The sequence below is a fragment of the Kitasatospora albolonga genome (assembly GCF_039535905.1).
Classification (GTDB): Bacteria; Actinomycetota; Actinomycetes; order Streptomycetales; family Streptomycetaceae; genus Kitasatospora; species Kitasatospora albolonga.
Genome location: NZ_BAAAYB010000137.1, coordinates 35,350 through 56,639, shown reverse-complemented (window position 1 = coordinate 56,639; position 21,290 = coordinate 35,350). Strand labels below are relative to the sequence as shown.

Here is a 21,290-nt window from a genome sequence, read left to right as displayed (position 1 = left end):
GGCTCCGTCGTGCACGGACGGTCCGTCAGATGCCGGCCGCCGCGGCGAGGTCGCGCTTGATCGCGTCGAGCAGGGCGGTGGCCCGGGTCCGGGTGTCGCCGAGGTCGGCGGCGGTGGCGACCGGGAGGACGACCTCCAGGTAGCACTTGAGCTTGGGCTCGGTGCCGGAGGGGCGGACCACGATGCGGGCGGCGGTGACGCCCTCGCCGGCCAGGTAGTAGCGCAGGCCGTCGGTCGGCGGCAGCTCCGGCGTGCCGGCGGCCAGGTCGTCGGCCCGGGTGACCTTGAGGCCGGCCAGCACCGTCGGCGGCTGCTCGCGCAGCCGCTGCATCGCGGAGGAGATCACCGTCAGGTCGGACACCCGCACCGAGAGCTGGTCGGTGGCGTGCAGGCCGTGCTCCAGCGCAAGGTCGTCGAGCAGGTCGGTCAGGGTGCGGCCGGAGCGCTTGAGCACGGCGGCGAGTTCGGCCACCAGCAGGGCGGCGGTGATGCCGTCCTTGTCGCGGACGCCCTCCGGGTCGACGGAGTAGCCGAGCGCCTCCTCGTAGCCGTAGCGCAGGCCCTCGGCGCGGGAGATCCACTTGAAGCCGGTGAGCGTCTCGGCGTAGCCGAGGCCCGCGGCCGCGGCGATCCGGCCGAGCAGGGTGGAGGAGACGATGGTGGTGGCGAAGGTGCCGCGGGCCCGCTTGGCGACCAGCGCGGAGCCGAGCAGTGCGCCGACCTCGTCGCCGCGCAGCATCCGCCAGCCGCCGTTGGCACCGCCGGTGCCGCCGGTGCCGCCGGTGCCGCCGTCGCTGACGGCCACGGCGCAGCGGTCGGCGTCCGGGTCGTTGGCGATCACGATGTCGGGGCCGACCGAGGCGGCGGTGCGGAAGGCGAGGTCCATCGCCCCCGGCTCCTCCGGGTTGGGGAAGGAGACGGTCGGGAAGTCCGGGTCCGGCTCGGCCTGTTCGGCCACCACGGTCGGCGCGGGGAAGCCGGCCCGCTTGAAGGCGGCCACCAGCACGTCGCGGCCGACGCCGTGCATCGGGGTGTAGACCACGTCGAGGTCGCGCGGCCCGGCCGGGTCGACCACGGTGACGGCCCGGTCGAGGTAGGCCTCCAGGACCTCCTCGCCGAGCACCTCCCAGCCGCCCTCGGCCAGCGGCACCTCGGCCAGCGAGCCGATCGCGTCGATCTCGGCGGCGATGCCCGCGTCGGCCGGCGGCACGATCTGCGAGCCGTCGCCGAGGTAGACCTTGTAGCCGTTGTCCTGCGGCGGGTTGTGACTGGCCGTCACGGTGACGCCGGCCGCGGCGCCCAGGTGGCGGACGGCGAAGGCGAGCACGGGGGTGGGCAGCGCGCGGGGCAGCAGGGCGGCGCGCAGCCCGGCGCCGACCACCACGGCGGCGGGTGTCGCGGGCGAAGTCGTACGACTTGTGGCGGGCGTCGTAGCCGATCACCACCAGGTCGCCGAGCCCTTCCTTCTTCACGTACGCGGCCAGCCCGGCGGCGGCCCGGATCACCACGGCGCGGTTCATCCGCATCGGGCCCGCGCCCAGCTCGCCGCGGAGCCCGGCGGTGCCGAACTGCAGCCGGTCGCTGAACCGCTCGGCCAGCCGGGACCAGGCGATCCGCTCGGCGCCCTCCGGCTCGCCCTCGGCGGCGGCCAGCAGCGCGGTCAGCTCCTCGCGGGTCTCCTGGTCCGGGTCCTCGGCGAGCCAGGCCCGGGCGCGCGCGAGCAGATCGGTGGTCTGGGACATTGCTGCCAGCTCCCTCTGAGGGTCGTACGAGCCGTACCGCCGGGTGGTCACGACGGCGGCACCCGGCCGGGCTCTGGATTGACGAAGCCGTCGCCCCGGCGTCACCGCCGGAGCGACGGCCCCTTCCTACTGATTCTGCGTCAGATCCGCGTCAGATCCGCTCAAGGACCTTCGCGAGCAGCGCGCCCATCCGCTCGGCGCTGGCCTTGCCGGCCTCCAGCACCTCTTCGTGGTTGAGCGGCTCGCCGGTGATGCCGGCGGCCAGGTTGGTGACCAGGGAGATGCCCAGCACCTCGGCGCCGGCCTCGCGGGCGGCGATGGCCTCCAGCGTGGTGGACATGCCGACCAGCTCGCCGCCGATCGCCCGGACCATGCCGATCTCGGCCGGGGTCTCGTAGTGCGGGCCGCGGAACTGCACGTACACGGCCTCGTCCAGCGAGGAGTCCACCTCGCGGCAGAGCTCGCGCAGGCGCTTGGAGTACAGGTCGGTGAGGTCGACGAAGTTGGCGCCGACGATCGGGGAGTCCGCGGTGAGGTTGATGTGGTCGCTGATCAGCACCGGCTGGCCGGGGGTCCAGCCCTCGCGCAGGCCGCCGCAGCCGTTGGTGAGCACGATGGTCTCGCAGCCCGCCGCGGCGGCGGTGCGCACGCCGTGCACCACGGTGGCCACGCCGTGGCCCTCGTAGTAGTGGTTGCGGCCCAGGAAGATGAGCGCGCGCTTGTCGCCGATCTTGACGGACCGGATCTTGCCGGAGTGGCCGGCCACGGCCGGAGCCGGGAAGCCGGGCAGCTCGGTGACCGGGAACTCAGCCACGGTCTCGCCGAGGGCGTCGGCGGCCGGCACCCAGCCGGAGCCCATGACGAGGGCGACGTCGTGGCGCTCGGCGCCGGTCAGCTCGCGCAGCTTGGCGGCGGCCTCCTGGGCGGCGGCGTACGGGTCGGCGGAGAGCTTGGACTGAGGAGATGCGTTCACGTGACCGAGGATAGACGGCAATCGCCTACGCGCGTAGACATATCAGCCCTGAACTGCCGGATCGTTACCCGGATGGGCGGTAGGTCCAAACGGCGGCGCACCGGAGAACGCGCTGTTCGGAGAGTCCTCCGAACCCCCTGGTGCCCCGTCAGCAGGGTCGGCGGCGCAGGTCCAGCACGTAGTCGTCCGGAGCGCCCGCGCTCTCCGCCGCGTCGGCGATCAGCCCGAGGTAGCGGGCGGCGGGCAGCCCGCCCTCCCAGTCGTTCAGCACGTACGTCCAGACCGGGATCTCCCCGTCCAGGGTGTGCGCGCGCAGCCGGACCTTCCGGTAGATGCCCAGCTGGACGCCCTCCCAGCGGTCCAGGCCGTCCTCGTCCATCGGCGCCACGTCGTAGAGCGAGACGAAGACCTGCTCCTTCTCGTCCTCCACCACCGTGGCCAGCGAGCCCTCCCAGCCCAGCTGCTCCCCGCCGAAGGTCAGCCGCCAGCCGGTCAGCCAGCCCGTCCCGCGCAGCGGGGAGTGCGGGGCCCGGCGGGTCATCTGCCGGGCGTCGAGGTTGGTGGCGTACGCGGCGTAGAGGGGCATGGTCGTCAGCCTACGGGAGAGCACCGGCCGCCAGGGCGCACCCGGGGATCTTCCTGACGGACCGTCGGACAGTGCCGGGCGGACCGTCGGACACCGCCGGACGGGGCCCGGACGCACCGGCGGGGCGTCCGCCCGTGGTCGCATGACACAGTGCGGAGCCCCCGGCGTGTCCTCGTTACCGGCGTACGGGACAATGGTGCGCGTGACTCGGATCGTGATCATCGGTGGCGGACCCGGCGGATACGAGGCGGCCCTGGTGGCCGCCCAACTCGGCGCGGAGGTGACCGTCGTCGACCGCGACGGTCTGGGCGGGTCGGCGGTGCTGACGGACTGCGTGCCGTCCAAGACCCTGATCGCCACGGCGGAGGTGATGACCACCTTCGACAGCTCGTACGAGGAGCTGGGCATCATCGTCGCCGACGACACCCCGCACGTGGACACCCCGGCCCGGGTGGTCGGCGTCGACCTCGGCAAGGTCAACCGACGGGTGAAGCGCCTGGCCCATCGCGCAGTCCCACGACATCACCCAGTCCGTCACCCGGGCGGGCGTCACCGTGCTCCGCGGCAAGGGCCGGCTCGGCGCCGGCGGCCAGGCGGTGGACGGCTCCCGCGAGGTGATCGTGGAGGCGCCCGACGGCACCACCGAGTCGCTGCGCGCCGACGCCGTGCTGGTCGCCACCGGCGTGCACCCGCGCGAGCTCCCCGACGCCCAGCCGGACGGCGAGCGCATCCTGACCTGGACCCAGGTCTACGACCTGGAGGAGCTGCCCCGCGAGCTGATCGTGGTCGGCTCCGGTGTGACCGGCGCCGAGTTCGCCGGCGCCTACCAGGCGATCGGCTCCAAGGTCACCCTGGTCTCCTCGCGCGACCGGGTGCTGCCGGGCGAGGACCCGGACGCCGCCGAGGTGCTGGAGGAGGTCTTCCGCCGCCGCGGCATGAACGTGATGTCCCGCTCCCGCGCCGAGGGTGCCAAGCGCATCGGCGACCGGGTCGAGGTCACCCTCGCGGACGGCACCGTCATCTCCGGCACGCACTGCCTGATGGCGGTCGGCTCGATCCCCAACACCGCCGACCTCGGCCTGGAGGAGGCCGGCGTCCAGCTGAACGACTGGGGCCAGATCAAGGTCGACCGGGTCTCCCGCACCACCGCCCCCGGCGTCTACGCGGCCGGCGACTGCACCGGCGTCTTCATGCTCGCCTCGGTGGCCGCCATGCAGGGCCGGATCGCCATGTACCACGCGCTGGGCGACGCGGTGCAGCCGCTGGACCTCAAGACGGTCGCCTCCAACGTCTTCACCGACCCGGAGATCGCCACCGTCGGGTACACCGCGGCCGACGTCTCCTGCGGCAAGATGGACGCCGTCGAGGTCAAGCTTCCGCTGCGCGGCAACCCCCGGGCCAAGATGCAGGGCATCCGGGACGGCTTCGTGAAGCTCTTCGCCCGCCCCGGCACCGGCATCGTGGTCGGCGGCGTGGTGGTCGCGCCGCGCGCCAGCGAACTCATCCATTCGATTTCGCTCGCCGTGGACAACAACTTGACGGTCGAACAGGTGGCCCGTGCGTTCACGGTCTACCCGTCACTCTCCGGCTCCACCGCCGAGGCCGCCCGCCAGCTGCACATCCGCAAGCGGGAGGGCTCGGACTCCTGAGCTGGGCAAAGGAGTTGAGGCGGTCGCCGGTGGCGGCCGCCTCTGTCGTCCCACTCCGACGGCGGAGCGTGACGAACCGTCAGCACTGGCGCGCATTGTACGGTCGCACGCCGCTCCGACGTGAGCATTTCCCGATACCAGCTGCAAACGCCTGAAAGCAGACGGTCATTCAGTTACCGTCGGTTCTGTGTTTGCTGCAGAACGTCGCCAGTTGATTCTCGAAATGGTGCGAGCCAACGGAGCCGTGTCGCTCCGCGAGTTGGCACGCGTCGTCCAGACCTCCGAGGTCACCGTCCGCCGGGACGTCCGCGCGCTGGAGGCCGAGGGGCTCCTCGACCGCCGGCACGGCGGTGCGGTGCTCCCCGGTGGCTTCAGCCGTGAGCCGGGCTACCCGCAGAAGACCCATCTGTCCGCCGCCGAGAAGAGCGCCATCGCCGACCTGGCCGCCGGCCTGGTCGAGGAGGGCGACGCGGTGGTGGTCGGAGCCGGGACCACCACCCAGGAGCTGGCCCGCCGGCTGGCCCGGGTGCCCGGGCTGACGGTGGTCACCAACTCGCTGCTGGTCGCCCAGGCCCTCGCGCACGCCAACCGGGTCGAGGTGGTGATGACCGGCGGCACCCTGCGCGGCTCCAACTACGCCCTGGTGGGCAGTGGGGCGGAGCAGTCGCTCCAGGGGCTGCGGGTCTCCAAGGCCTTCATCTCCGGCAGCGGTCTGACCGCCGAGCGCGGGCTCTCCACCACCAACATGCTCTCCGCGAGCGTGGACCGGGCACTGGTGCAGTCGGCCACCGAGGTCATCGTCCTCGCCGACCACACCAAGCTCGGCGCGGACACCATGTTCCAGACCGTGCCGACCGAGGCGATCACCCGGCTGGTGACGGACGAGCAGGCCGCCGCCACCGACCAGACCGCCCGCGAGCTGGACGCGCTGGCCGACTGCGGGGTGCAGATCTCGGTGGCCCCGGTCGGCCCGCCGGTGGAGGCCCAGGTGCACCCGCACCCGGCCCCCTCGGGCGCCGCCCCCCGCCGCCCGGCCCCGCTCCCCGGCCAGCGCCGCCCGAACCACCAACTCCCGGGCCGGATGCCCGAGCTGACGGTCACCCGGGCCCGCTGACGCCCCAACGGGGCATGCTCCCGGCCCGGGCCGGGCGGCTGCCGCCGAGGCGCGTGCCGTCCCCGCCCCACCCTTCCGGCAGACACGGCCGGGGCCCCGCCGCAGCAGTGCGACGGGGCCCCTCTCCGGAGTCGTTCCGGGTCAGTCCTTGATCTCGCAGAGCGCGGCACCGCTGCTCACGCTGGCGCCCACCTCGGCCTTGAGGCCGGTGACGGTGCCCGCCTTGTGGGCGTTGAGCGGCTGCTCCATCTTCATCGCCTCCAGGACCACGATCAGCTCGCCCTCGGCGACGACCTGGCCCTCCTCGACGGCGACCTTGACGATGGTGCCCTGCATCGGCGAGGCCAGCGTGTCACCGCTGACCGCCGAACCGGCCTTCTTGCTGCCGACCCGCCGCTTGGCCTTGCCGGTCGCCGAGGCGCCCGCCGCCGGGGCCGCCGCCACGCCGAGCGAGGAGGGCAGCGAGACCTCGATCCGCTTGCCGCCGACCTCGACCACCACGGTCTCCCGCTGGTCGGCCTCCTCGCCCTCCACGCCACCGCCGGTGAAGGCCGGGATGGTGTTGTCGAACTCGGTCTCGATCCAGCGGGTGTAGACCGTGAACGGGCCCTCGCCGCCGTGCACCTCCGGCGCGAACGCCGGGTCGGTGACGACCACCTGGTGGAACGGGATGGCGGTGGCCATGCCCTCCACCTTGAACTCCGCCAGCGCCCGCGCGGCGCGCTGCAGCGCCTGCTTGCGGGTGGCGCCGGTGACGATCAGCTTGGCCAGCAGGGAGTCCCAGGCCGGGCCGATGACCGAGCCGGACTCCACGCCCGCGTCCAGGCGGACACCGGGGCCGGACGGCGGGGCGAACAGCGTCACCGTGCCGGGGGGCCGGCAGGAAGTTGCGGCCCGGGTCCTCGCCGTTGATCCGGAACTCGATGGAGTGGCCGCGGACCTCGGGGTCGTCGTAGCCGAGCTCCTCGCCGTCCGCGATCCGGAACATCTCGCGGACCAGGTCGATCCCGGTGACCTCCTCGGAGACCGGGTGCTCCACCTGCAGACGGGTGTTGACCTCCAGGAAGGAGATCAGCCCGTCCTGGGAGACCAGGAACTCGCAGGTGCCGGCGCCGACGTAGCCCGCCTCGCGCAGGATCGCCTTGGAGGCCCGGTACAGCTCCGCGTTCTGCTCGTCCGTGAGGAACGGCGCGGGCGCCTCCTCTACCAGCTTCTGGTGGCGGCGCTGGAGCGAGCAGTCACGGGTCGAGACGATCACCACGTTGCCGTGCTGGTCGGCCAGGCACTGGGTCTCGACGTGCCGCGGGTTGTCCAGGTACTGCTCGACGAAGCACTCGCCACGGCCGAAGGCGGCGACCGCCTCGCGGACCGCCGACTCGTACAGCTCGGGGATCTCCTCCAGCGTGCGGGCCACCTTCAGACCGCGACCGCCACCGCCGAAGGCCGCCTTGATGGCGACCGGCAGACCGTGCTCGCTCGCGAAGGCGACCACCTCGTCGGAGCCCGAGACCGGGTCCGCGGTGCCGGCCACCAGCGGGGCGCCGGCGCGCTGCGCGACGTGACGGGCCGTCACCTTGTCGCCCAGGTCGCGGATGGCCTGCGGCGGCGGGCCGATCCAGATCAGCCCGGCGTCGATCACGGCCTGCGCGAACTCGGCGTTCTCCGACAGGAAGCCGTAGCCGGGGTGGACCGCGTCCGCGCCCGAGTCGGCCGCCGCCTTGAGCACCTTGGCGATGTCCAGGTAGCTGGTGGCCGGGGTGTCGCCGCCGAGGGCGTACGCCTCGTCGGCCGCGCGGACGTGCAGGGCGTCCCGGTCCGGCTCGGCGTAGACGGCGACGCTGGCGATACCGGCGTCCGAGCAGGCCCGGGCGACTCGGACGGCGATTTCGCCGCGGTTGGCGATGAGCACCTTGCGCACGTTTGGCTCCCTTCTTGAACCTCGTTGAGCTTAGGGTTTGCGGGGTCTTACCGGCGAGTAGCCCCAGGTGGTGAGCTTGCCCACACGGAGCGTGACGCGGATTCGTGACCGCCCGGCCACGGAGCGGGACACTCCGCTGGTCGCGACGTTACGCGGACCGGCTGGAGGCGGCCTCGAAGGTGGACGGCGGGCGCGCTGCGCGTCGTGGCCTTCGCCACACGGGCGGCGGGTGACTCATCCGGCCGCCACGAGTGCCAGGTCGGTGACGTCGGCGGCGAGTTCCACCACGTCAGGTCCGTAGGCCTTGGGGTTGACCACCCGGAGCACCAGGGCGAAGGTGGCGTCCCGGCCGTGGCTGCGGGCCAGCTGGGCCCGGCGGGCGATCAGGTAGCGGACCGCCGCATGGTTGGAGGTCGCGGTCTGACCGGCTATCAGGAAGACCGGACGGCTCTCCTCGGCGGCCCGTATCCGGGCCAGCAGGACGTAGCTGCTCGACCGGTCGCCGGCCGCTTCGAAGCGGAACTCCCGGTCGCCGGCCGCGATGGCGGAGCCGTACGGTCCGCCCGGGACGGAGGTGAAGTTCACCCCGGGCAGCCAGTTGCGCAGGTGGGCGGCGGTGCGCTCGTTGCTCTCCGGGCCGCCGAGGCAGAACTCGGCCTTGTCGCCGAGCCCTTGGCGGACCTGGTCGTGCGCGGTGACGTCCGCCTGCGCCCCGCACTCCTTGATCAGTGCGGCCAGCTCCATCAGCGCGTACACGTCGCTGCGCGAGACGCTCTTCGAACTCGACGCCCCGGTGTGCCGGTTGACCACCAGGAGGCACTCCGAGCCGGCCGGCATGCCGAAGAACGCGCGGACCCGGCCGGTCCTCCGGCGCCGCCGCAGGGTGTGCGCGATCCAGCCGAGACCGGCGCTGATGGCACTGGCCAGCAGGCCGAGCACCACGTTGAGCAGGCTGTCGAGCACCGTACGCTCCCTCTCCGCTCGCCGTCCCGGCCCGATGACCGCGCCAGCCTAGCGGCCGGGTGCGGGCGGAGGCTTGGCCCTCAGTGACAGATGTGCGGGCCGCGATCTGTCCGGATCCGCAGGGCGAATCGGAGCCTGGCGGTCCGCTTTCGGGTGTCGAACTGTAATGGTCTGGACCATTGACGGCTTTTCGGCCCGCTCCCTAGCGTGTCCGCCGACGGACGCCGCACGGCGCCCGTGGTCACCTCGACGGGGGAAGTCGAAGAGATGAAGCTGCGCACCGCCCTGCCCGTGTCCGTCTGCACCGCCCTGCTGCTGGCCGGCTGCGGCTCCACCGGCGGTACCACCACCGCGCCGAAGCCCAGCGCCTCCACCTACGGCTGCCTGGCCCAGGACCGCGCCGACAAGGGCTCCTTCGCCCTGGACAGCGTCGCCAAGCGGGACGCCTACTTCCAGGACTCCGACGCCGGGCACGCCAAGGTGGCGGTGGTCCTCTCGCACGAGAACGGGTCCTCGCTCTGCGACTGGATCCCCTTCGTCGAGGACTTCGCCAAGGCCGGCTATGCCAGCCTCGCCTTCACCTCCGCCGGGGACGTCGCCCAGGACGTCGAGGCCGCGGCGGCGTACCTCAAGGGCAAGGGCGTGCAGCGGACGGTGCTGATCGGCGCCTCCAAGGGCGGCACCGCCTCGCTGGCCGCCGCGGCCACCCCCGGCGCGCTCCCGGTGGCGGCCGTGGTGACCCTCAGCTCGCCGACGTTCCACGGCAGTTGGGACGGCAAGGCGGCGATCGGCAAGCTCACGGTGCCGCTCTTCATCGCCGTCCAGGAGAACGACCAGCCGTTCGCCGAGAACGCCGCCGAACTGGCCGCCGCGGCCACCGCCGCCCCGGTCAAGGAGCTGAAGGTCTACCAGGGCGCCAGCCACGGAACCCGGCTGCTGGAGCAGGGCACCGCCAAGGCCGACCTGCTCGCCTTCCTGGCGAAGAACGCCCCCGCGGGTTGACGGCTGCTCAGGCGGCCCAGAGGTCGGTGATCCGGATGCCGAGGTCGGCCAGCAGCGTGCGCAGCAGCGGCAGCGAGAGGCCGATCACGTTGCCCGGGTCCCCGTCGATCCCGTCGATGAACGGCGCCGAGCGGCCGTCCAGGGTGAACGCCCCCGCGACGTACAGGGGTTCACCCGTCGCGATGTACGCGGCCAGCTCGGCGTCGTCCGGGTTCCCGAAGCGCACGGTGGTCGAGGCGGTCGCGGACGCCTCCTTGCCGGTCGCGGTGTCGATCACGCAGTGGCCCGTCCGCAGCACGCCCTCGCGGCCGCGCATCGCCTGCCAGCGGAGCAGCGCGTCGGCGTCGTCGTCCGGCTTCCCGAGCGCCTTCCCGTCCAGCTCAAGCACCGAGTCGCACCCGATCACCAGCTGACCGCCCGTGAGCTCCCCGGCCACCTTCCGCGCCTTGGCCTCCGCCAGCACCAACGCCAGCTCCCCGGGCGAGGCCGCACTCAGCGCGTCCTCGTCCACCCCGCTGACCACGACCTCCGGCGCCAACCCCGCCTGCCGCAACAACCCCAACCGCGCCGGCGACTGCGACGCCAACACCACCACACGCTGACTCATACGGCCCAGCCTAGGGGCTTCCTCCGGGGCCGAGGAACGTACGTGGTGATGCCGGGGGTGCGAGGAACTGCGCGCAGGGGAACGGCACGGGCTGCAACTGGCTCGCCTGCCCCGATCTCACGCTGGACCGCCTCCCGGACTCGCGCAGTTCCCCGCGCCCCCGGGATCACGAACACTCACAAGACCAGCAAGAGGGCCATCACGAAGAGGAGAACCGCCAGCACCGGACCGGCGCGGCGGAGCATCCGTTGTGCCCGCCGCGCCTCGGCCGATGCCTCGTTCTTCGGGTCTGACCAGAGCACCTCACCAGCCTGCGCCCCGCCCCGCCCGGAATGCCTGAGTACGGATACTCAACTCACCCGGCCCACCCGGAGGTTCGCCAGGCGTTCGGCCCCGGTGCGGGCGCGTGCCGCATCCGCCGGGCCCGGTCGTTCCACGCGGAGGCCGGGCCGACGCCAGCCCGCCGGGCCGCCTCCTCGGCGGCTGCGGCTGCGGCGGCCCGGGCTGAGACCACCGCCAGGACGGTGGCCAGCTCCTCGGGGGTCGGCTGCCCGTGCAGCACCTGAATGGGACTCATGTACAGATCCTCCTCCCGTACGGGCTCGGCGACTACAGCGGGATGTTGCCGTGCTTCTTGGGCGGCAGCACTTCCCGCTTGCCGCGCAGCGCCCGCAGGCCCCGCACGATGTGGCGCCGGGTCTCGCTGGGGGCGATGACCGCGTCCACGTAGCCGCGCTCGGCGGCCAGGTACGGGTTGAGCAGGGTGTCCTCGTACTCGGCGACCAGCTCGGCGCGCCGTGCGTCGACGTCCTCGCCAGCCTTCGCGGCCTCCTGGAGCTCGCGCCGGTAGACGATGTTGGCCGCGCCCTGCGCGCCCATGACGGCGATCTGCGCGGTCGGCCAGGCCAGGTTGAGGTCGGCGCCGAGGTGCTTGGAGCCCATGACGTCGTAGGCGCCGCCGAAGGCCTTGCGGGTGATGACGGTGATCAGCGGGACGGTGGCCTCGGCGTAGGCGTAGATCAGCTTGGCGCCGCGGCGGATGATGCCGTCCCACTCCTGCTCGGTGCCGGGCAGGAAGCCGGGCACGTCGACGAAGGTGAGGACCGGGATGTTGAAGGAGTCGCAGGTCCGGATGAACCGGGCGGCCTTCTCGCTGGCGTTGATGTCCAGGCAGCCGGCCAGGTCCATCGGCTGGTTGCCGACCACGCCGACCGGGTGACCCTCGACCCGGCCGAAGCCGGTGATGACGTTGCCGGCGTAGAGGGCCTGGGTCTCCAGGAACTCGCCGTCGTCCAGGACGTGCTCGATCACCTTGTGCATGTCGTACGGCTGGTTGGCCGAGTCCGGGACCAGGACGTCGAGCTCCAGGTCCTCCTCGGTGATCGAGAGGTCGGCCTGCTCGGGGAAGACCGGCGGCTCGGAGAGGTTGTTGGACGGCAGGTACGACAGCAGGTTCTTGACGTACTCCACCGCCTCCTTCTCGTCCGCCGCGAGGTGGTGGGCGTTGCCCGACTTGGTGTTGTGGGTGCGGGCGCCGCCCAGCTCCTCCATGCCGACGTCCTCGCCGGTGACGGTCTTGATCACGTCGGGGCCGGTGATGAACATGTGCGAGGTCTGGTCGGCCATCACCACGAAGTCGGTGATCGCGGGGGAGTAGACCGCGCCGCCCGCGCAGGGGCCCATGATCAGCGAGATCTGCGGGATCACGCCGGAGGCGTGCACGTTGCGGCGGAAGATCTCGCCGTACAGGCCGAGCGAGACCACGCCCTCCTGGATCCGGGCGCCGCCGGAGTCGTTGATGCCGATCACCGGGCAGCCGGTCTTCAGGGCGAAGTCCATCACCTTGACGATCTTCTCGCCGAAGACCTCGCCCAGCGAGCCGCCGAAGACGGTGAAGTCCTGGGCGAAGACCGCGACCTGACGGCCGTCCACGGTGCCGTAGCCGGTCACCACGCCGTCGCCGTAGGGGCGGTTCTTCTCCTGCCCGAAGTTGGTGGAGCGGTGCCGGGCGAACTCGTCGAACTCCACGAACGAGTCCTCGTCCAGCAGCTCCTGCACCCGCTCACGGGCCGTCAGCTTGCCCTTGGCGTGCTGCTTCTCGACCGCCGCGGCCGAACCGGAGTGCACGGCCTCGTCGACCCTGCGGCGCAGGTCGGCCAGCTTTCCGGCGGTGGTGTGCGGGTCGTACGGCGCCTCGGTCATCCGGTCGGCTCTCCCTGATCCTCGGCCGCTCCCGGTGCGACGCGCACGAGGGCAGGGGCGGCACAGCGAACTACCGCTGGGTAGCGTAGCCAGCCCGGGGCCCTTCCGGTTATGGCCAGCAACACAGTGTCATTCGGCGTGTTTCTGCGGGACGATGTGGCGGCTTGCGACCATTCCCCGGCGGGCCGTGCGCGCGTCCGACCGGCACCGTCACCCTTCCGACCGCCGCCGGCGCCGCCGTGGAGCCGGGTTGACGACCCGTCGGATCGGTACGCTGGCCCGGTGACCGAGAGCGCCGACGAGACCCCCCGCGAGCACCCCCGCCCCCGCCGCAGCGGACTGCGCGGCTTCGGCCACGACGGGCCGTCGCCCTGGACCGACCTGGAGCGGCCGCCGCTGGACCAGGCCGGGCTGCGGCGGGACCTGCTGGTCCCCGGCGGGCTCTGGACCGCGCTGGACGTGGTGGCCGGGACCGGCTCCACCAACACCGACCTGGCGGCCCGCGCCAAGGAGGGCGCGCCGGAGGGCGCCGTGCTGATCGCCGAGGAGCAGACCGCCGGCCGCGGCCGGCTGGAGCGCCAGTGGTCCGCCCCCGCCCGCTCCGGCCTCTTCCTCTCGGTCCTGCTGCGGCCGAAGGACGTGCCGGTGGACCGGTACGGCTGGCTGCCGATCCTGGTCGGCGTGGCGGCGGCCGGCGCGCTGGGCCGGATCGCCGGCCTGGAGACCGGGCTGAAGTGGCCCAACGACCTGCAGACCGTGGTCGACGGCGAGGAGCGCAAGCTCGGCGGCATCCTGACCGAGCTGGCCGACGGCGCGGTGGTGGCGGGCCTCGGCCTCAACGTCTCGCTCCGCGAGGACGAGCTGCCCGTCCCGACCGCCACCTCGCTGGCCCTGTCCGGGGCCGCGGTGACCGACCGGGAGACCCTGGTGCGCGCCGTGCTGCGCGAGTTCGCCGAGCTGTACGGCGAGTGGGTGCACACCGCAGGCGACCCGCACGCCAGCGGCCTGCTCCCCGCGTACGCCGCCCGCTGCACCACCCTCGGCCGCCAGGTGAAGGTCCAACTCCCGGGCGACCGCGAGCTCCTGGGCGAGGCCGTGGCGGTGGACGGGGACGGCCGGCTGGTGGTCCGCACCCCCGACGGCACCCGCCACCCGGTGGCCGCTGGAGACGTCGTGCACGTCCGGCCGCAGCAGTCCTGACGGATCCCCAGGTCACCGCCCCGGGGCCGTCCGCACAGTGGACCCGGGGGCGTCCGTCCAGTGGTCGGCTTCGGGCGGATGCCCCGGATCGGGAAATTCCGTGCGACGATTCCCCCTGGCAGCGGTGTGAGGCGCACCACTACCCGCGTGGTGGTCGGTCGCCCCTGGACAGGCAGGACATGAGGCAAGTGCGGCACCCGCACGGGGACGGACCGGTGGTAGACGCAGACGGCGGGCAGGTCGGCGACGACGGGCAGACGGTCGCGCTGGACCTCGAGCGGCTGATCCTCGACGCACCGCGCCGGTACACGCCGTACCAGGCCGCCCGCGCCGCCGATGTGCCGATGGAGCTGGCCACCCGCTTCTGGCGGGCGATGGGCTTCCCCGACATCGGACAGTCCCGGGCGCTCACCGACGGGGACGTGATCGCCCTGCGGCGCCTCGCCGGACTGGTCGAGTCCGGCCTGCTCAGCGAGTCGATGGCGATCCAGGTGGCCCGCTCCACCGGGCAGACCACCGCCCGGCTGGCCGGCTGGCAGATGGACACCTTCCTGGAGAACCTCACCCAGGCCGTCGAGCCGGGCCTCACCCGGGCCGAGGTCGCCTACCCCCTGGTCGAGCTGCTGCTGCCCGAACTGGAGCAGTTCCTGGTCTACGTGTGGCGCCGTCAGCTCGCCGCCGTCACCGGCCGCGTCGTGCAGGCGGCCGAGGACACCGAGATCACCAGCGGCCGCCTGGCAGTCGGCTTCGCCGACCTGGTCGGCTTCACCCGGCTCTCCCGGCGGCTGGAGGAGGAGGAGCTCGGCGAACTGGTCGAGAGCTTCGAGAACACCTGCTCCGACCTGATCGCCGGTCACGGCGGCCGGGTGGTCAAGACCCTGGGCGACGAGATCCTCTTCGTCTCCGAGGACCCGGCCACCGCCGCCGAGATCGCCCTCTCGCTGATCGAGACGCTGGCCGACGCGGAGAACATCCCCGCCCTGCGGGTCGGCATGGCCTTCGGCACCGTCACCTCCCGGATGGGCGACGTCTTCGGCACCACCGTCAACCTCGCCAGCCGTCTCACCTCCATCGCCCCCAAGGACGCCGTCCTGCTCGACGGCGAGTTCGCCACCGCCCTGGAGAACTCCGGCGCCGCCGCCCCCTCCCCCCTGGAGCAGGAGCCCGTCACCGGCCCCCACCGCTTCCACCTCCAGCCCATGTGGCGCCGCCCCGTCCGCGGCCTCGGCCTCGTCGAGCCCTGGCTCCTCACCCGCCTGGGCCGCCTTCCCCAGCTGGGGTGAGCGGGAGCGCCCCGCAGGGGCGCGAGGAACTGCGCGCAGGGGAACGGCAGCACGTGCAACCGGCTCGCCTGCCCCGATCTCACGCCGGGCCGCCTTCCGCTTCGCGCAGTTCCTCGCGCCCCCGGGGTGGCCACTCACAATTCCCTCACGACAAATCGGACAAAGTCTCCACGCGTGGCCATAACCTGGGTGCAGAACGGGCAGATCCCCCACCACCCAGGACGAGGCGAGCCGGTGAGCGAGGCGACCATGACCGAGTGCGTCCATGCACCGTCGGACCTGCGGCTGCGCGCGGTGGTCGAACTCGCCCAGGACATGGCCGGTGCCCTGACCCCGCTGGAAGCGGTCCGCGCGGCAGCCGTCCGCGCCACCACCGCCCTCGGCGCGACCATGGCCGCCGTCTCGGTCTGGGACCGCGAGTCCGGCCGCCTGCGGGTGCTGGTGAACCACGGCGACCTCGCCCCCGGCGAGGAGGAGCTGCCCGAGGACGAGTCGTACCCCGTGGCCGACTTCCCGGAGATCGTCACCTACCTGGAGGAGCACTGGACCACCGGCCGCCTCCCCCGCGCCTGGATCCAGACGGCTTCGAGCGACGAGCCGCACGCCCCCCACGCGCACCCGGGCGCCGGTGCGTTCTGCCAGCAGCGCGCCGCCGGCCTGCGCCGCCGCGGCCGCGAGTGCTGCCTGGTGGCCCCGATCGTGCTGCACGGCCAGGCCTGGGGGGAGCTGTACCTGGCCCGCACCGCCGGCCTCGCGGTCTTCTCCGACCCGGACGCCGAGTACGCCACCCTGCTGGCGGCCCAGATCTCGGCGGGCCTGGCCCAGACCGAGCGCCTCGCCGACCTGCGCCGCCTCGCCTTCACCGACCCGCTCACCGGCCTGGCCAACCGCCGTGCGGTGGACGCCCGCTTGGAGGCGGCGCTGGAGGAGCACAACCGGAGCGGTGCGGTGGTCTCGCTGGTGGTCTGCGACGTCAACGGACTCAAGAGCGTCAACGACCGCCTCGGCCACGAGGTCGGCGACCGCCTGCTGGAACGCTTCGCCCACCAGCTCTCGCTCGCGGCCGCCAAGCTGCCGGGGGCGCTGGCGGCCCGGCTCGGCGGGGACGAGTTCTGCCTGCTGGCGGAGGGTCAGAAGGCGGACGAGGTGGTCGCGGTGGCCGAGGAGCTCTCCGCCCGGGCGCTGCAACTGGCCGACGGCGAGGGAGTCGCCTGCGGAGTGGCCTCCACCGGGGACTCGATCGGGCCGGTGACCACCCCCGACCGGCTGTTCCGGCTGGCCGACGCCGCCCAGTACCGGGCCAAGGCGTCCCGGGCGGCCCACCCGGTGGTGGCCGGCCGCAGCCACGGCCCCGGCTTCTCGCCCGACCCGACCGTCCTGCTGGCCGACGCGGCCGACCCGCACCACCGGGCCGACGGGCGTCGCACCGGCGGCCGGATCGGCGCCGTGGACCGCCGCCGCTTCCGCGGCGCCGCGCACAGCGCCGACCCGGGCCAGCTGCTCAACGTGGTGCTCGGCGCCCTCGACCGCACCGGCGCGGGCCGGGCCAGCCACCCCGCCGACACCATCAGCCGGCTCGCCGTGGTGGCCGAGAACTCCTCCCGGCTGCTGGACGCGGTCGGCTGGTGGATCTCGTACGTGCCGCCCGGCTCGCAGTTCATGCGCACCGCCCGGCACGCCGTCTACCGGATGACCAGCGGCCCGACCAGCTCCGGGGCCGAGACCCAGCGGGCCCGGATCGAGGCCCCCGACGCCGTCTTCGACCTCGGCCACTACCCGCTGACCAGGCGGGCGGTGCGCGGCGGTGGCTTCGCGCTGCGGGCCGGCGCGGCCGGGAACGACCCGGCGGAGGAGGCGATGATGATGGTCAGCGGCTACCGGGCCATGGTGGTGGCGGGTGGTCAGAACGCCGCCGGGGGCTGGCTGGTGGAGCTGTTCGCGGACGACGCGACCCTGCCGTTCGGCCAGATCGCCCCCGCGCTGCGCTCGCTGGTCGCGGTCGCGCTCTCCGGCCCGGCCTCGCCGCCGCCGTAGGGTCCGCGTACCGGCTCGTGTCCCGGCTCTGTCACGCGGCCGTCCGCTCTCTGTCGCCCGCACCCGTGCCCGTGCCACAGTTAGGGCGACGTCCGCCGTAGGGGCAGGGCGGGAACGGGGTCACGGGGGACATGCACAGACGTATCGCCGCCACCATGCTCACGCTGGTGCTCGCCCTCGGCGGGCTCTCCACCACCACCGCCAGCGCGGTCTCCGCCGCGCCGCGCGGCGCCATCACCCTGACGGCCGTTCAGGGCACCCCGCCCGGCGAGGCCGTGGTGACCCTGGGCGGGCCGGCCGTCCGGGCCGAGGCGGTGCGGGAGCTGGCCAAGAGCAAGACGGCCAAGAGCAAGACCAAGAAAAAGAAGAAGGGCGTCTCCTTCATCGCGATCCTGCTGATCCTGCTGCTGGTCGGCCTGCTGGTCGCGGTGGTCGTCTGGGCCCTGCTGCGCCGCCGCGGCGACCGGCGCTGAGCCGCATGCGCTGACCTGCGTGCGCTGACCCGCCGTCAGGGACGCAGCGCCCGGACCACCTGCTCGACCAGGACGTCGGCGTACGCCTGGTCGAGCGGCCCGAGCCGGTGCAGCCAGCGGTAGTACATCGGGCCGTAGAGCAGCTCGACGGCCACGTCCAGATCGGTGTCCTCGGCCACCTGCCCGGCCGCGCGGGCGCTGCGCAGCCGCTCCTTGGTGACCTCCAGCAGCGGGCCGAGCAGCCGCTCGCGGTACTCGCCGAGCAGCTGGTGGTCGGTCAGCACCTCGGCGGTGAGCGCCCGCCCGGCCCGGTCGTAGAACTCGGTGGACATCTCCTCGGCGGTGCCGCGCACCACCACCCGCAGGTCGGCCGCCAGGTCCCCGGTGTCCGGGAGGGCCAGGCGGCCGTCCTCGTCCTCGTTGGTGGCCAGCAGGGCGTCGAAGACCACCGCGCCCTTGGAGGGCCACCAGCGGTAGATGGTCTGCTTGCCGACCCCGGCGCGGGCGGCGATCGCCTCGATCGTCAGCTTGGCGTAGCCGAGTTCGGTGACCAGCTCGGCGGCGGCGGTGAGGATGGCCTGCCGGGAGCGCTCGCTGCGACGGGTCGGGTCCGGGGTCCTGGGCGTCATGCCGAGGAGTCTACCAATCCAACGGTACGCAACGTCTCGTCTTGACGAACCGTCTGAAGGGCTCCATGCTGAGAGTCGTGCGAGACGGTCCGTCTCGTCTCATTGAATCCCAGGGAGTCCGCATGACCCGCCGCCCCGCCCACATCGCCATGCTCTCGATCCCGGCCCACGGCCACGTCAACCCCAGCCTGGAGGTCATCCGCGAGCTGGTCGCCCGGGGCCACCGGGTCAGCTACGCCAACGACCCCGCCTTCGCCGAGCGCATCGAGGACACCGGCGCCGCGCTCGTCCCGTACCGCACCACCCTCCCGCTCACCGCCGAGTCCGGCGCGGAGGGCGACTGGCCGAGCGACCCGGTCGAGGTGCAGGAGTACTTCCTGCGGGACGCGCAGGCGATGCTCCCGGTCCTGCGCGAGGCCTTCGACCGGGACCGGCCCGACCTCTTCCTCTACGACATCGCCGCCTGCCCGGCCCGGGTGCTGGCCGAGAACTGGGACGTCCCGGTCCTCCAGCTCTCGCCGACCTTCGTCGCCTGGGAGGGCTTCGAGCAGGACGTGCCGGAGATGTTCGAGGCGATCCGGCGGGACGGCGCCGCGTACACCGCCGCCTTCACCGCCTGGCTGGCGGAGAACGGCATCACCGGCATCGACCCGCTCGACTTCATGGGCCGGCCCGCCCGCTCGCTCGTCCTCATCCCGCGCGCCCTCCAGCCCCACGCCGACCGGGTCGACCCCGAGCGCTACACCTTCGTCGGCCCCGCGATCGGCGACCGCTCCCACCAAGGGAGTTGGACCCGCCCGGCCTCGGCCGAGAAGGTCCTGCTGGTCTCGCTCGGCTCCGCCTACACCGACCGGCCCGACTTCTACCGTGCCTGCCTGCGGGCCTTCGGCGACCTCCCCGGCTGGCACGTGGTCCTCCAGATCGGCGCCCACGTCGACCCCGCCGCCCTCGGCCCGCTCCCGGCCAACGTCGAGGTCCACCCCTGGGTCCCCCAACTCGCCGTCCTGGAGCAGGCCGACGCCTTCGTCACCCACGCCGGCATGGGCGGCACGACCGAGGGCCTGTACTGCGGCGTCCCGATGATCGCCGTCCCCCAGGGAGCCGACCAGTACGCCAACGCCGACCGCCTGGTCGAACTCGGCGTCGGCCGCCGCCTCGACCCCGCGGACGTCACCCCCGAGCTGCTGCGCACCGCCCTGCTCACCCTCACCACCGACCCCGACGTGGCGGCCCGCCTCGCCGCGATCCGCCACGAGCTCCGCACCCTCGGCGGCGCCGCCTACACCGCCGACCTGATCGAGGCGGCGCTCTGAGGCGGCGTCAGTCCGGGCGGGGTCAGTCCAGGCCGGGTCAGTCCAGGAACAGGCCGCGGGCGGCGGCGGACTGTTCGATGGACTCCAGGCGGGCCTCGGCGCCGGGGATGTCGTCGCACATGGTCTGGAGCAGGACGCGGCCGAGCATCATCGGGGCGCAGGCGGTGTCGAAGACCAGGCCGGTGCCGACGGCGGCGGGGAGCATCAGGTCGGAGAGCTTGGCGACCGGCGCGAAGGCGCTGTCGGCGACGGTGAGGACGGTCAGGCCGCAGTCGCGCGCGACCACCAGGGCGTCCATCAGTTCGCGGGGGTAGCGGGGGAGGGCGAAGCAGAGCAGGGCGGTGGCCCCGGCGGCGGCGGCCTGCTCCAGGCGGTCGGCGAGCATCGAGCCGCCCTCGTCCAGCAGGCGGATGTCCGGGTGCACCTTGGCCGCGAAGTACGCGAAGCCCCGGGCCTGCGCGGAGGCGGCCCGCAGGCCGAGCACCGGCAGCGGCCGGGAGGCGGCCAGCAGCCGGGCCGCCCGGACGATCGGCTCCGGATCGGCCAGCAGCTCGGCCAGGTGGCGCAGGTGCTCGATCTCGGCCAGCACCGCCTGCTGGTGCTCGTTGCGCACCACGTCGGCCGGGGACTCGGGCGTGGCCGACTCGCCGGCGCCGAGTTCGCGCAGCTGCTTGCGCAGCGCCGGGTACCCGTCGAAGCCGAGCGCCACCGCGAAGCGGGTGACGGAGGGCTGGCTCACCCCGGCCAGTTCGGCCACCTCGACGCTGGACAGGAACGGCGCCTCGGCGGCGTGCCGCACCAGCGAGTGGGCGATCCGCCGCTGAGTGGGCGTCAGCCGGTGGCCCTCGAAGAGTTGCAGGAGCCGCGCGGAGGGGCCGACGGAACCGTTCTCGTCGGTGCTGGTCATCGGCGCTTCCTCCGGGGTGGTTCGGCGGCGGTCGGGACGACTGTGCAGCAGTGCCGAACGCCGGGCAACGAAGTATCGAACAGCGGGATCCGGCGTCCGACTCCGGGGTGTCCCTGATTTACCCCTGAGCCGCCCCCGAAACCGGTCCCGGGCGGTGGACCGGGCCTCGTCGAGGGGAGGAGTCTGATGCCATGAACTCTCGGCAGGACGAACTCAAGCGCGATCTCGACGCGGCCGTGCAGACCCGCAAGGAGCTCGGCAAGGAGTACGAGGCGGAGATCGTCGACTCCTTCCTGGCCCGGATCGACTCGCGACTGGACGCCCGGGTCGAGCAGCGGGTCTCCGAGCAGCTCGACGGCGGTCGCCGCCGCAGCGGTGGTGGCGGTGGAGCGTCGAAGCTCCCGATCGTCTCCCTCGTCATGGGGATCCCGCTCTCCGGCGTGGCCGCCGGCACCTCGGGCATCTGGGGCCTGATCGTCTGCTGGGCCGGCATCGTCGGCGTCAACATGGCCAACGCCCTCGCGAGCCACAAGCCGGAGCCCAAGGCCCGCCGCGACGACTGGTGACCCCGGGGCCGCGAGGGACGTACGTGGTGATCCCGGGGGCGCGAGGAACTGCGCGAGTCGGAAGGCGACGCACCTGCAACTGACCCACCATCAGCCAGCTGCACGTGCTGCCGTTCCCCTGCGCGCCCC

Annotated in this window: 16 protein-coding genes and 4 pseudogenes; 9 read left to right on the top strand and 11 right to left on the bottom strand. The window is 73.2% G+C overall.

Annotation, left to right across the window (positions count from 1 at the left end):
- Positions 1-25: 25 nt before the first annotated feature.
- The 3 genes and pseudogenes from ABD946_RS33425 to ABD946_RS33415 all read right to left on the bottom strand — a co-directional run bounded on the left by ABD946_RS33425 (position 26) and on the right by ABD946_RS33415 (position 3,301).
- Positions 26-1,742, bottom strand: a pseudogene (locus tag ABD946_RS33425) (phospho-sugar mutase).
- Positions 1,743-1,893: 151 nt separating this feature from the next.
- Entirely contained in the window at positions 1,894-2,715 is an 822-nt protein-coding gene (locus tag ABD946_RS33420; RefSeq protein WP_345289419.1) for a purine-nucleoside phosphorylase, read from the bottom strand.
- Between the two features lie 148 nt (positions 2,716-2,863).
- Entirely contained in the window at positions 2,864-3,301 is a 438-nt protein-coding gene (locus tag ABD946_RS33415; RefSeq protein WP_345289418.1) for a gamma-glutamylcyclotransferase family protein, read from the bottom strand.
- 193 nt (positions 3,302-3,494) lie between these two features.
- On the opposite strand from ABD946_RS33415, the pseudogene ABD946_RS33410 reads away from it, so the two are divergent.
- Positions 3,495-4,950: pseudogene (locus ABD946_RS33410) on the top strand (NAD(P)H-quinone dehydrogenase).
- 223 nt (positions 4,951-5,173) lie between these two features.
- Positions 5,174-6,064 (top strand): DeoR/GlpR family DNA-binding transcription regulator, encoded by an 891-nt coding sequence (locus tag ABD946_RS33405; protein WP_380150584.1) that lies wholly within the window; start codon positions 5,174-5,176, stop codon positions 6,062-6,064.
- Positions 6,065-6,205: 141 nt separating this feature from the next.
- Here the strand turns inward: ABD946_RS33405 and ABD946_RS33400 are convergent.
- Both ABD946_RS33400 and ABD946_RS33395 read right to left on the bottom strand, forming a co-directional pair.
- Positions 6,206-7,982, bottom strand: a pseudogene (locus ABD946_RS33400) (acetyl/propionyl/methylcrotonyl-CoA carboxylase subunit alpha).
- A 234-nt stretch (positions 7,983-8,216) separates the two neighbouring features.
- Positions 8,217-8,945 (bottom strand): hypothetical protein, encoded by a 729-nt coding sequence (locus ABD946_RS33395; RefSeq protein WP_345289415.1) that lies wholly within the window; start codon positions 8,943-8,945, stop codon positions 8,217-8,219.
- A gap of 267 nt (positions 8,946-9,212) precedes the next feature.
- Here ABD946_RS33395 and ABD946_RS33390 point away from each other — a divergent pair, with 267 nt between their 5' ends.
- Positions 9,213-9,947, top strand: a complete 735-nt coding sequence (locus tag ABD946_RS33390) for an alpha/beta hydrolase (protein ID WP_345289414.1) — start codon at positions 9,213-9,215, stop codon at positions 9,945-9,947.
- Positions 9,948-9,954: 7 nt separating this feature from the next.
- Here the strand turns inward: ABD946_RS33390 and ABD946_RS33385 are convergent, their stop codons facing one another.
- From ABD946_RS33385 to ABD946_RS33375, 4 genes are all read right to left on the bottom strand, one after another.
- Positions 9,955-10,554, bottom strand: coding sequence for a Maf family protein (locus ABD946_RS33385; protein ID WP_345289413.1), 600 nt, complete (start codon positions 10,552-10,554; stop codon positions 9,955-9,957).
- Positions 10,555-10,730: 176 nt separating this feature from the next.
- On the bottom strand, positions 10,731-10,856 hold the full coding sequence (gene mmpB, locus ABD946_RS43100; protein ID WP_380150589.1) for a morphogenic membrane protein MmpB: 126 nt from the start codon (positions 10,854-10,856) through the stop codon (positions 10,731-10,733).
- A 53-nt stretch (positions 10,857-10,909) separates the two neighbouring features.
- Positions 10,910-11,131: an acyl-CoA carboxylase subunit epsilon gene (locus tag ABD946_RS33380; protein ID WP_345289411.1), complete on the bottom strand. Its 222-nt coding sequence runs from the start codon at positions 11,129-11,131 to the stop codon at positions 10,910-10,912.
- Positions 11,132-11,163: 32 nt separating this feature from the next.
- Positions 11,164-12,756 (bottom strand): acyl-CoA carboxylase subunit beta, encoded by a 1,593-nt coding sequence (locus tag ABD946_RS33375; protein ID WP_345289410.1) that lies wholly within the window; start codon positions 12,754-12,756, stop codon positions 11,164-11,166.
- A 339-nt stretch (positions 12,757-13,095) separates the two neighbouring features.
- Here ABD946_RS33375 and ABD946_RS33370 point away from each other — a divergent pair, with 339 nt between their 5' ends.
- The 4 genes and pseudogenes from ABD946_RS33370 to ABD946_RS33355 all read left to right on the top strand — a co-directional run bounded on the left by ABD946_RS33370 (position 13,096) and on the right by ABD946_RS33355 (position 17,746).
- The gene (locus ABD946_RS33370) at positions 13,096-13,956 is read left to right on the top strand and encodes a biotin--[acetyl-CoA-carboxylase] ligase (RefSeq protein ID WP_345289427.1); all 861 of its coding nucleotides are present in this window, start codon (positions 13,096-13,098) and stop codon (positions 13,954-13,956) included.
- Positions 13,957-14,135: 179 nt separating this feature from the next.
- Positions 14,136-15,239, top strand: a complete 1,104-nt coding sequence (locus tag ABD946_RS33365) for an adenylate/guanylate cyclase domain-containing protein (RefSeq protein ID WP_380150592.1) — start codon at positions 14,136-14,138, stop codon at positions 15,237-15,239.
- Between the two features lie 249 nt (positions 15,240-15,488).
- Positions 15,489-16,694 (top strand): annotated as a pseudogene (locus tag ABD946_RS33360) (GGDEF domain-containing protein); the annotation flags it as partial.
- 710 nt (positions 16,695-17,404) lie between these two features.
- Entirely contained in the window at positions 17,405-17,746 is a 342-nt protein-coding gene (locus tag ABD946_RS33355) for a hypothetical protein (protein WP_345289408.1), read from the top strand.
- A 35-nt stretch (positions 17,747-17,781) separates the two neighbouring features.
- Here the strand turns inward: ABD946_RS33355 and ABD946_RS33350 are convergent, their stop codons facing one another.
- The gene (locus ABD946_RS33350; protein WP_345289407.1) at positions 17,782-18,375 is read right to left on the bottom strand and encodes a TetR/AcrR family transcriptional regulator; all 594 of its coding nucleotides are present in this window, start codon (positions 18,373-18,375) and stop codon (positions 17,782-17,784) included.
- A gap of 65 nt (positions 18,376-18,440) precedes the next feature.
- On the opposite strand from ABD946_RS33350, the gene ABD946_RS33345 reads away from it, so the two are divergent.
- Positions 18,441-19,688 carry a macrolide family glycosyltransferase gene (locus ABD946_RS33345; RefSeq protein WP_380150604.1) on the top strand — a complete coding sequence of 416 codons (1,248 nt, stop codon included), beginning with the start codon at positions 18,441-18,443 and terminating at the stop codon, positions 19,686-19,688.
- A 37-nt stretch (positions 19,689-19,725) separates the two neighbouring features.
- On the opposite strand, the gene ABD946_RS33340 is transcribed toward ABD946_RS33345, so the two are convergent.
- A complete protein-coding gene (locus tag ABD946_RS33340) occupies positions 19,726-20,595 on the bottom strand; it encodes a MurR/RpiR family transcriptional regulator (RefSeq protein WP_345289405.1) in 870 nt (289 codons plus the stop codon).
- 191 nt (positions 20,596-20,786) lie between these two features.
- On the opposite strand from ABD946_RS33340, the gene ABD946_RS33335 reads away from it, so the two are divergent.
- Positions 20,787-21,161 (top strand): hypothetical protein, encoded by a 375-nt coding sequence (locus ABD946_RS33335; protein ID WP_345289404.1) that lies wholly within the window; start codon positions 20,787-20,789, stop codon positions 21,159-21,161.
- Positions 21,162-21,290 lie beyond the last annotated feature (129 nt).

Coding starts and splice junctions, on each gene's coding strand:
- ABD946_RS33415 (WP_345289418.1), bottom strand. CDS start 3,301: ATGCCCCTCTACGCCGCGTACGCCACCAACCTCGACGCCCGGCAGATG.
- ABD946_RS33405 (WP_380150584.1), top strand. CDS start 5,174: ATGGTGCGAGCCAACGGAGCCGTGTCGCTCCGCGAGTTGGCACGCGTC.
- ABD946_RS33390 (WP_345289414.1), top strand. CDS start 9,213: ATGAAGCTGCGCACCGCCCTGCCCGTGTCCGTCTGCACCGCCCTGCTG.
- ABD946_RS33385 (WP_345289413.1), bottom strand. CDS start 10,554: ATGAGTCAGCGTGTGGTGGTGTTGGCGTCGCAGTCGCCGGCGCGGTTG.
- ABD946_RS33380 (WP_345289411.1), bottom strand. CDS start 11,131: ATGAGTCCCATTCAGGTGCTGCACGGGCAGCCGACCCCCGAGGAGCTG.
- ABD946_RS33375 (WP_345289410.1), bottom strand. CDS start 12,756: ATGACCGAGGCGCCGTACGACCCGCACACCACCGCCGGAAAGCTGGCC.
- ABD946_RS33365 (WP_380150592.1), top strand. CDS start 14,136: ATGAGGCAAGTGCGGCACCCGCACGGGGACGGACCGGTGGTAGACGCA.
- ABD946_RS33355 (WP_345289408.1), top strand. CDS start 17,405: ATGCACAGACGTATCGCCGCCACCATGCTCACGCTGGTGCTCGCCCTC.
- ABD946_RS33350 (WP_345289407.1), bottom strand. CDS start 18,375: ATGACGCCCAGGACCCCGGACCCGACCCGTCGCAGCGAGCGCTCCCGG.
- ABD946_RS33345 (WP_380150604.1), top strand. CDS start 18,441: ATGCTGAGAGTCGTGCGAGACGGTCCGTCTCGTCTCATTGAATCCCAG.
- ABD946_RS33340 (WP_345289405.1), bottom strand. CDS start 20,595: ATGACCAGCACCGACGAGAACGGTTCCGTCGGCCCCTCCGCGCGGCTC.
- ABD946_RS33335 (WP_345289404.1), top strand. CDS start 20,787: ATGAACTCTCGGCAGGACGAACTCAAGCGCGATCTCGACGCGGCCGTG.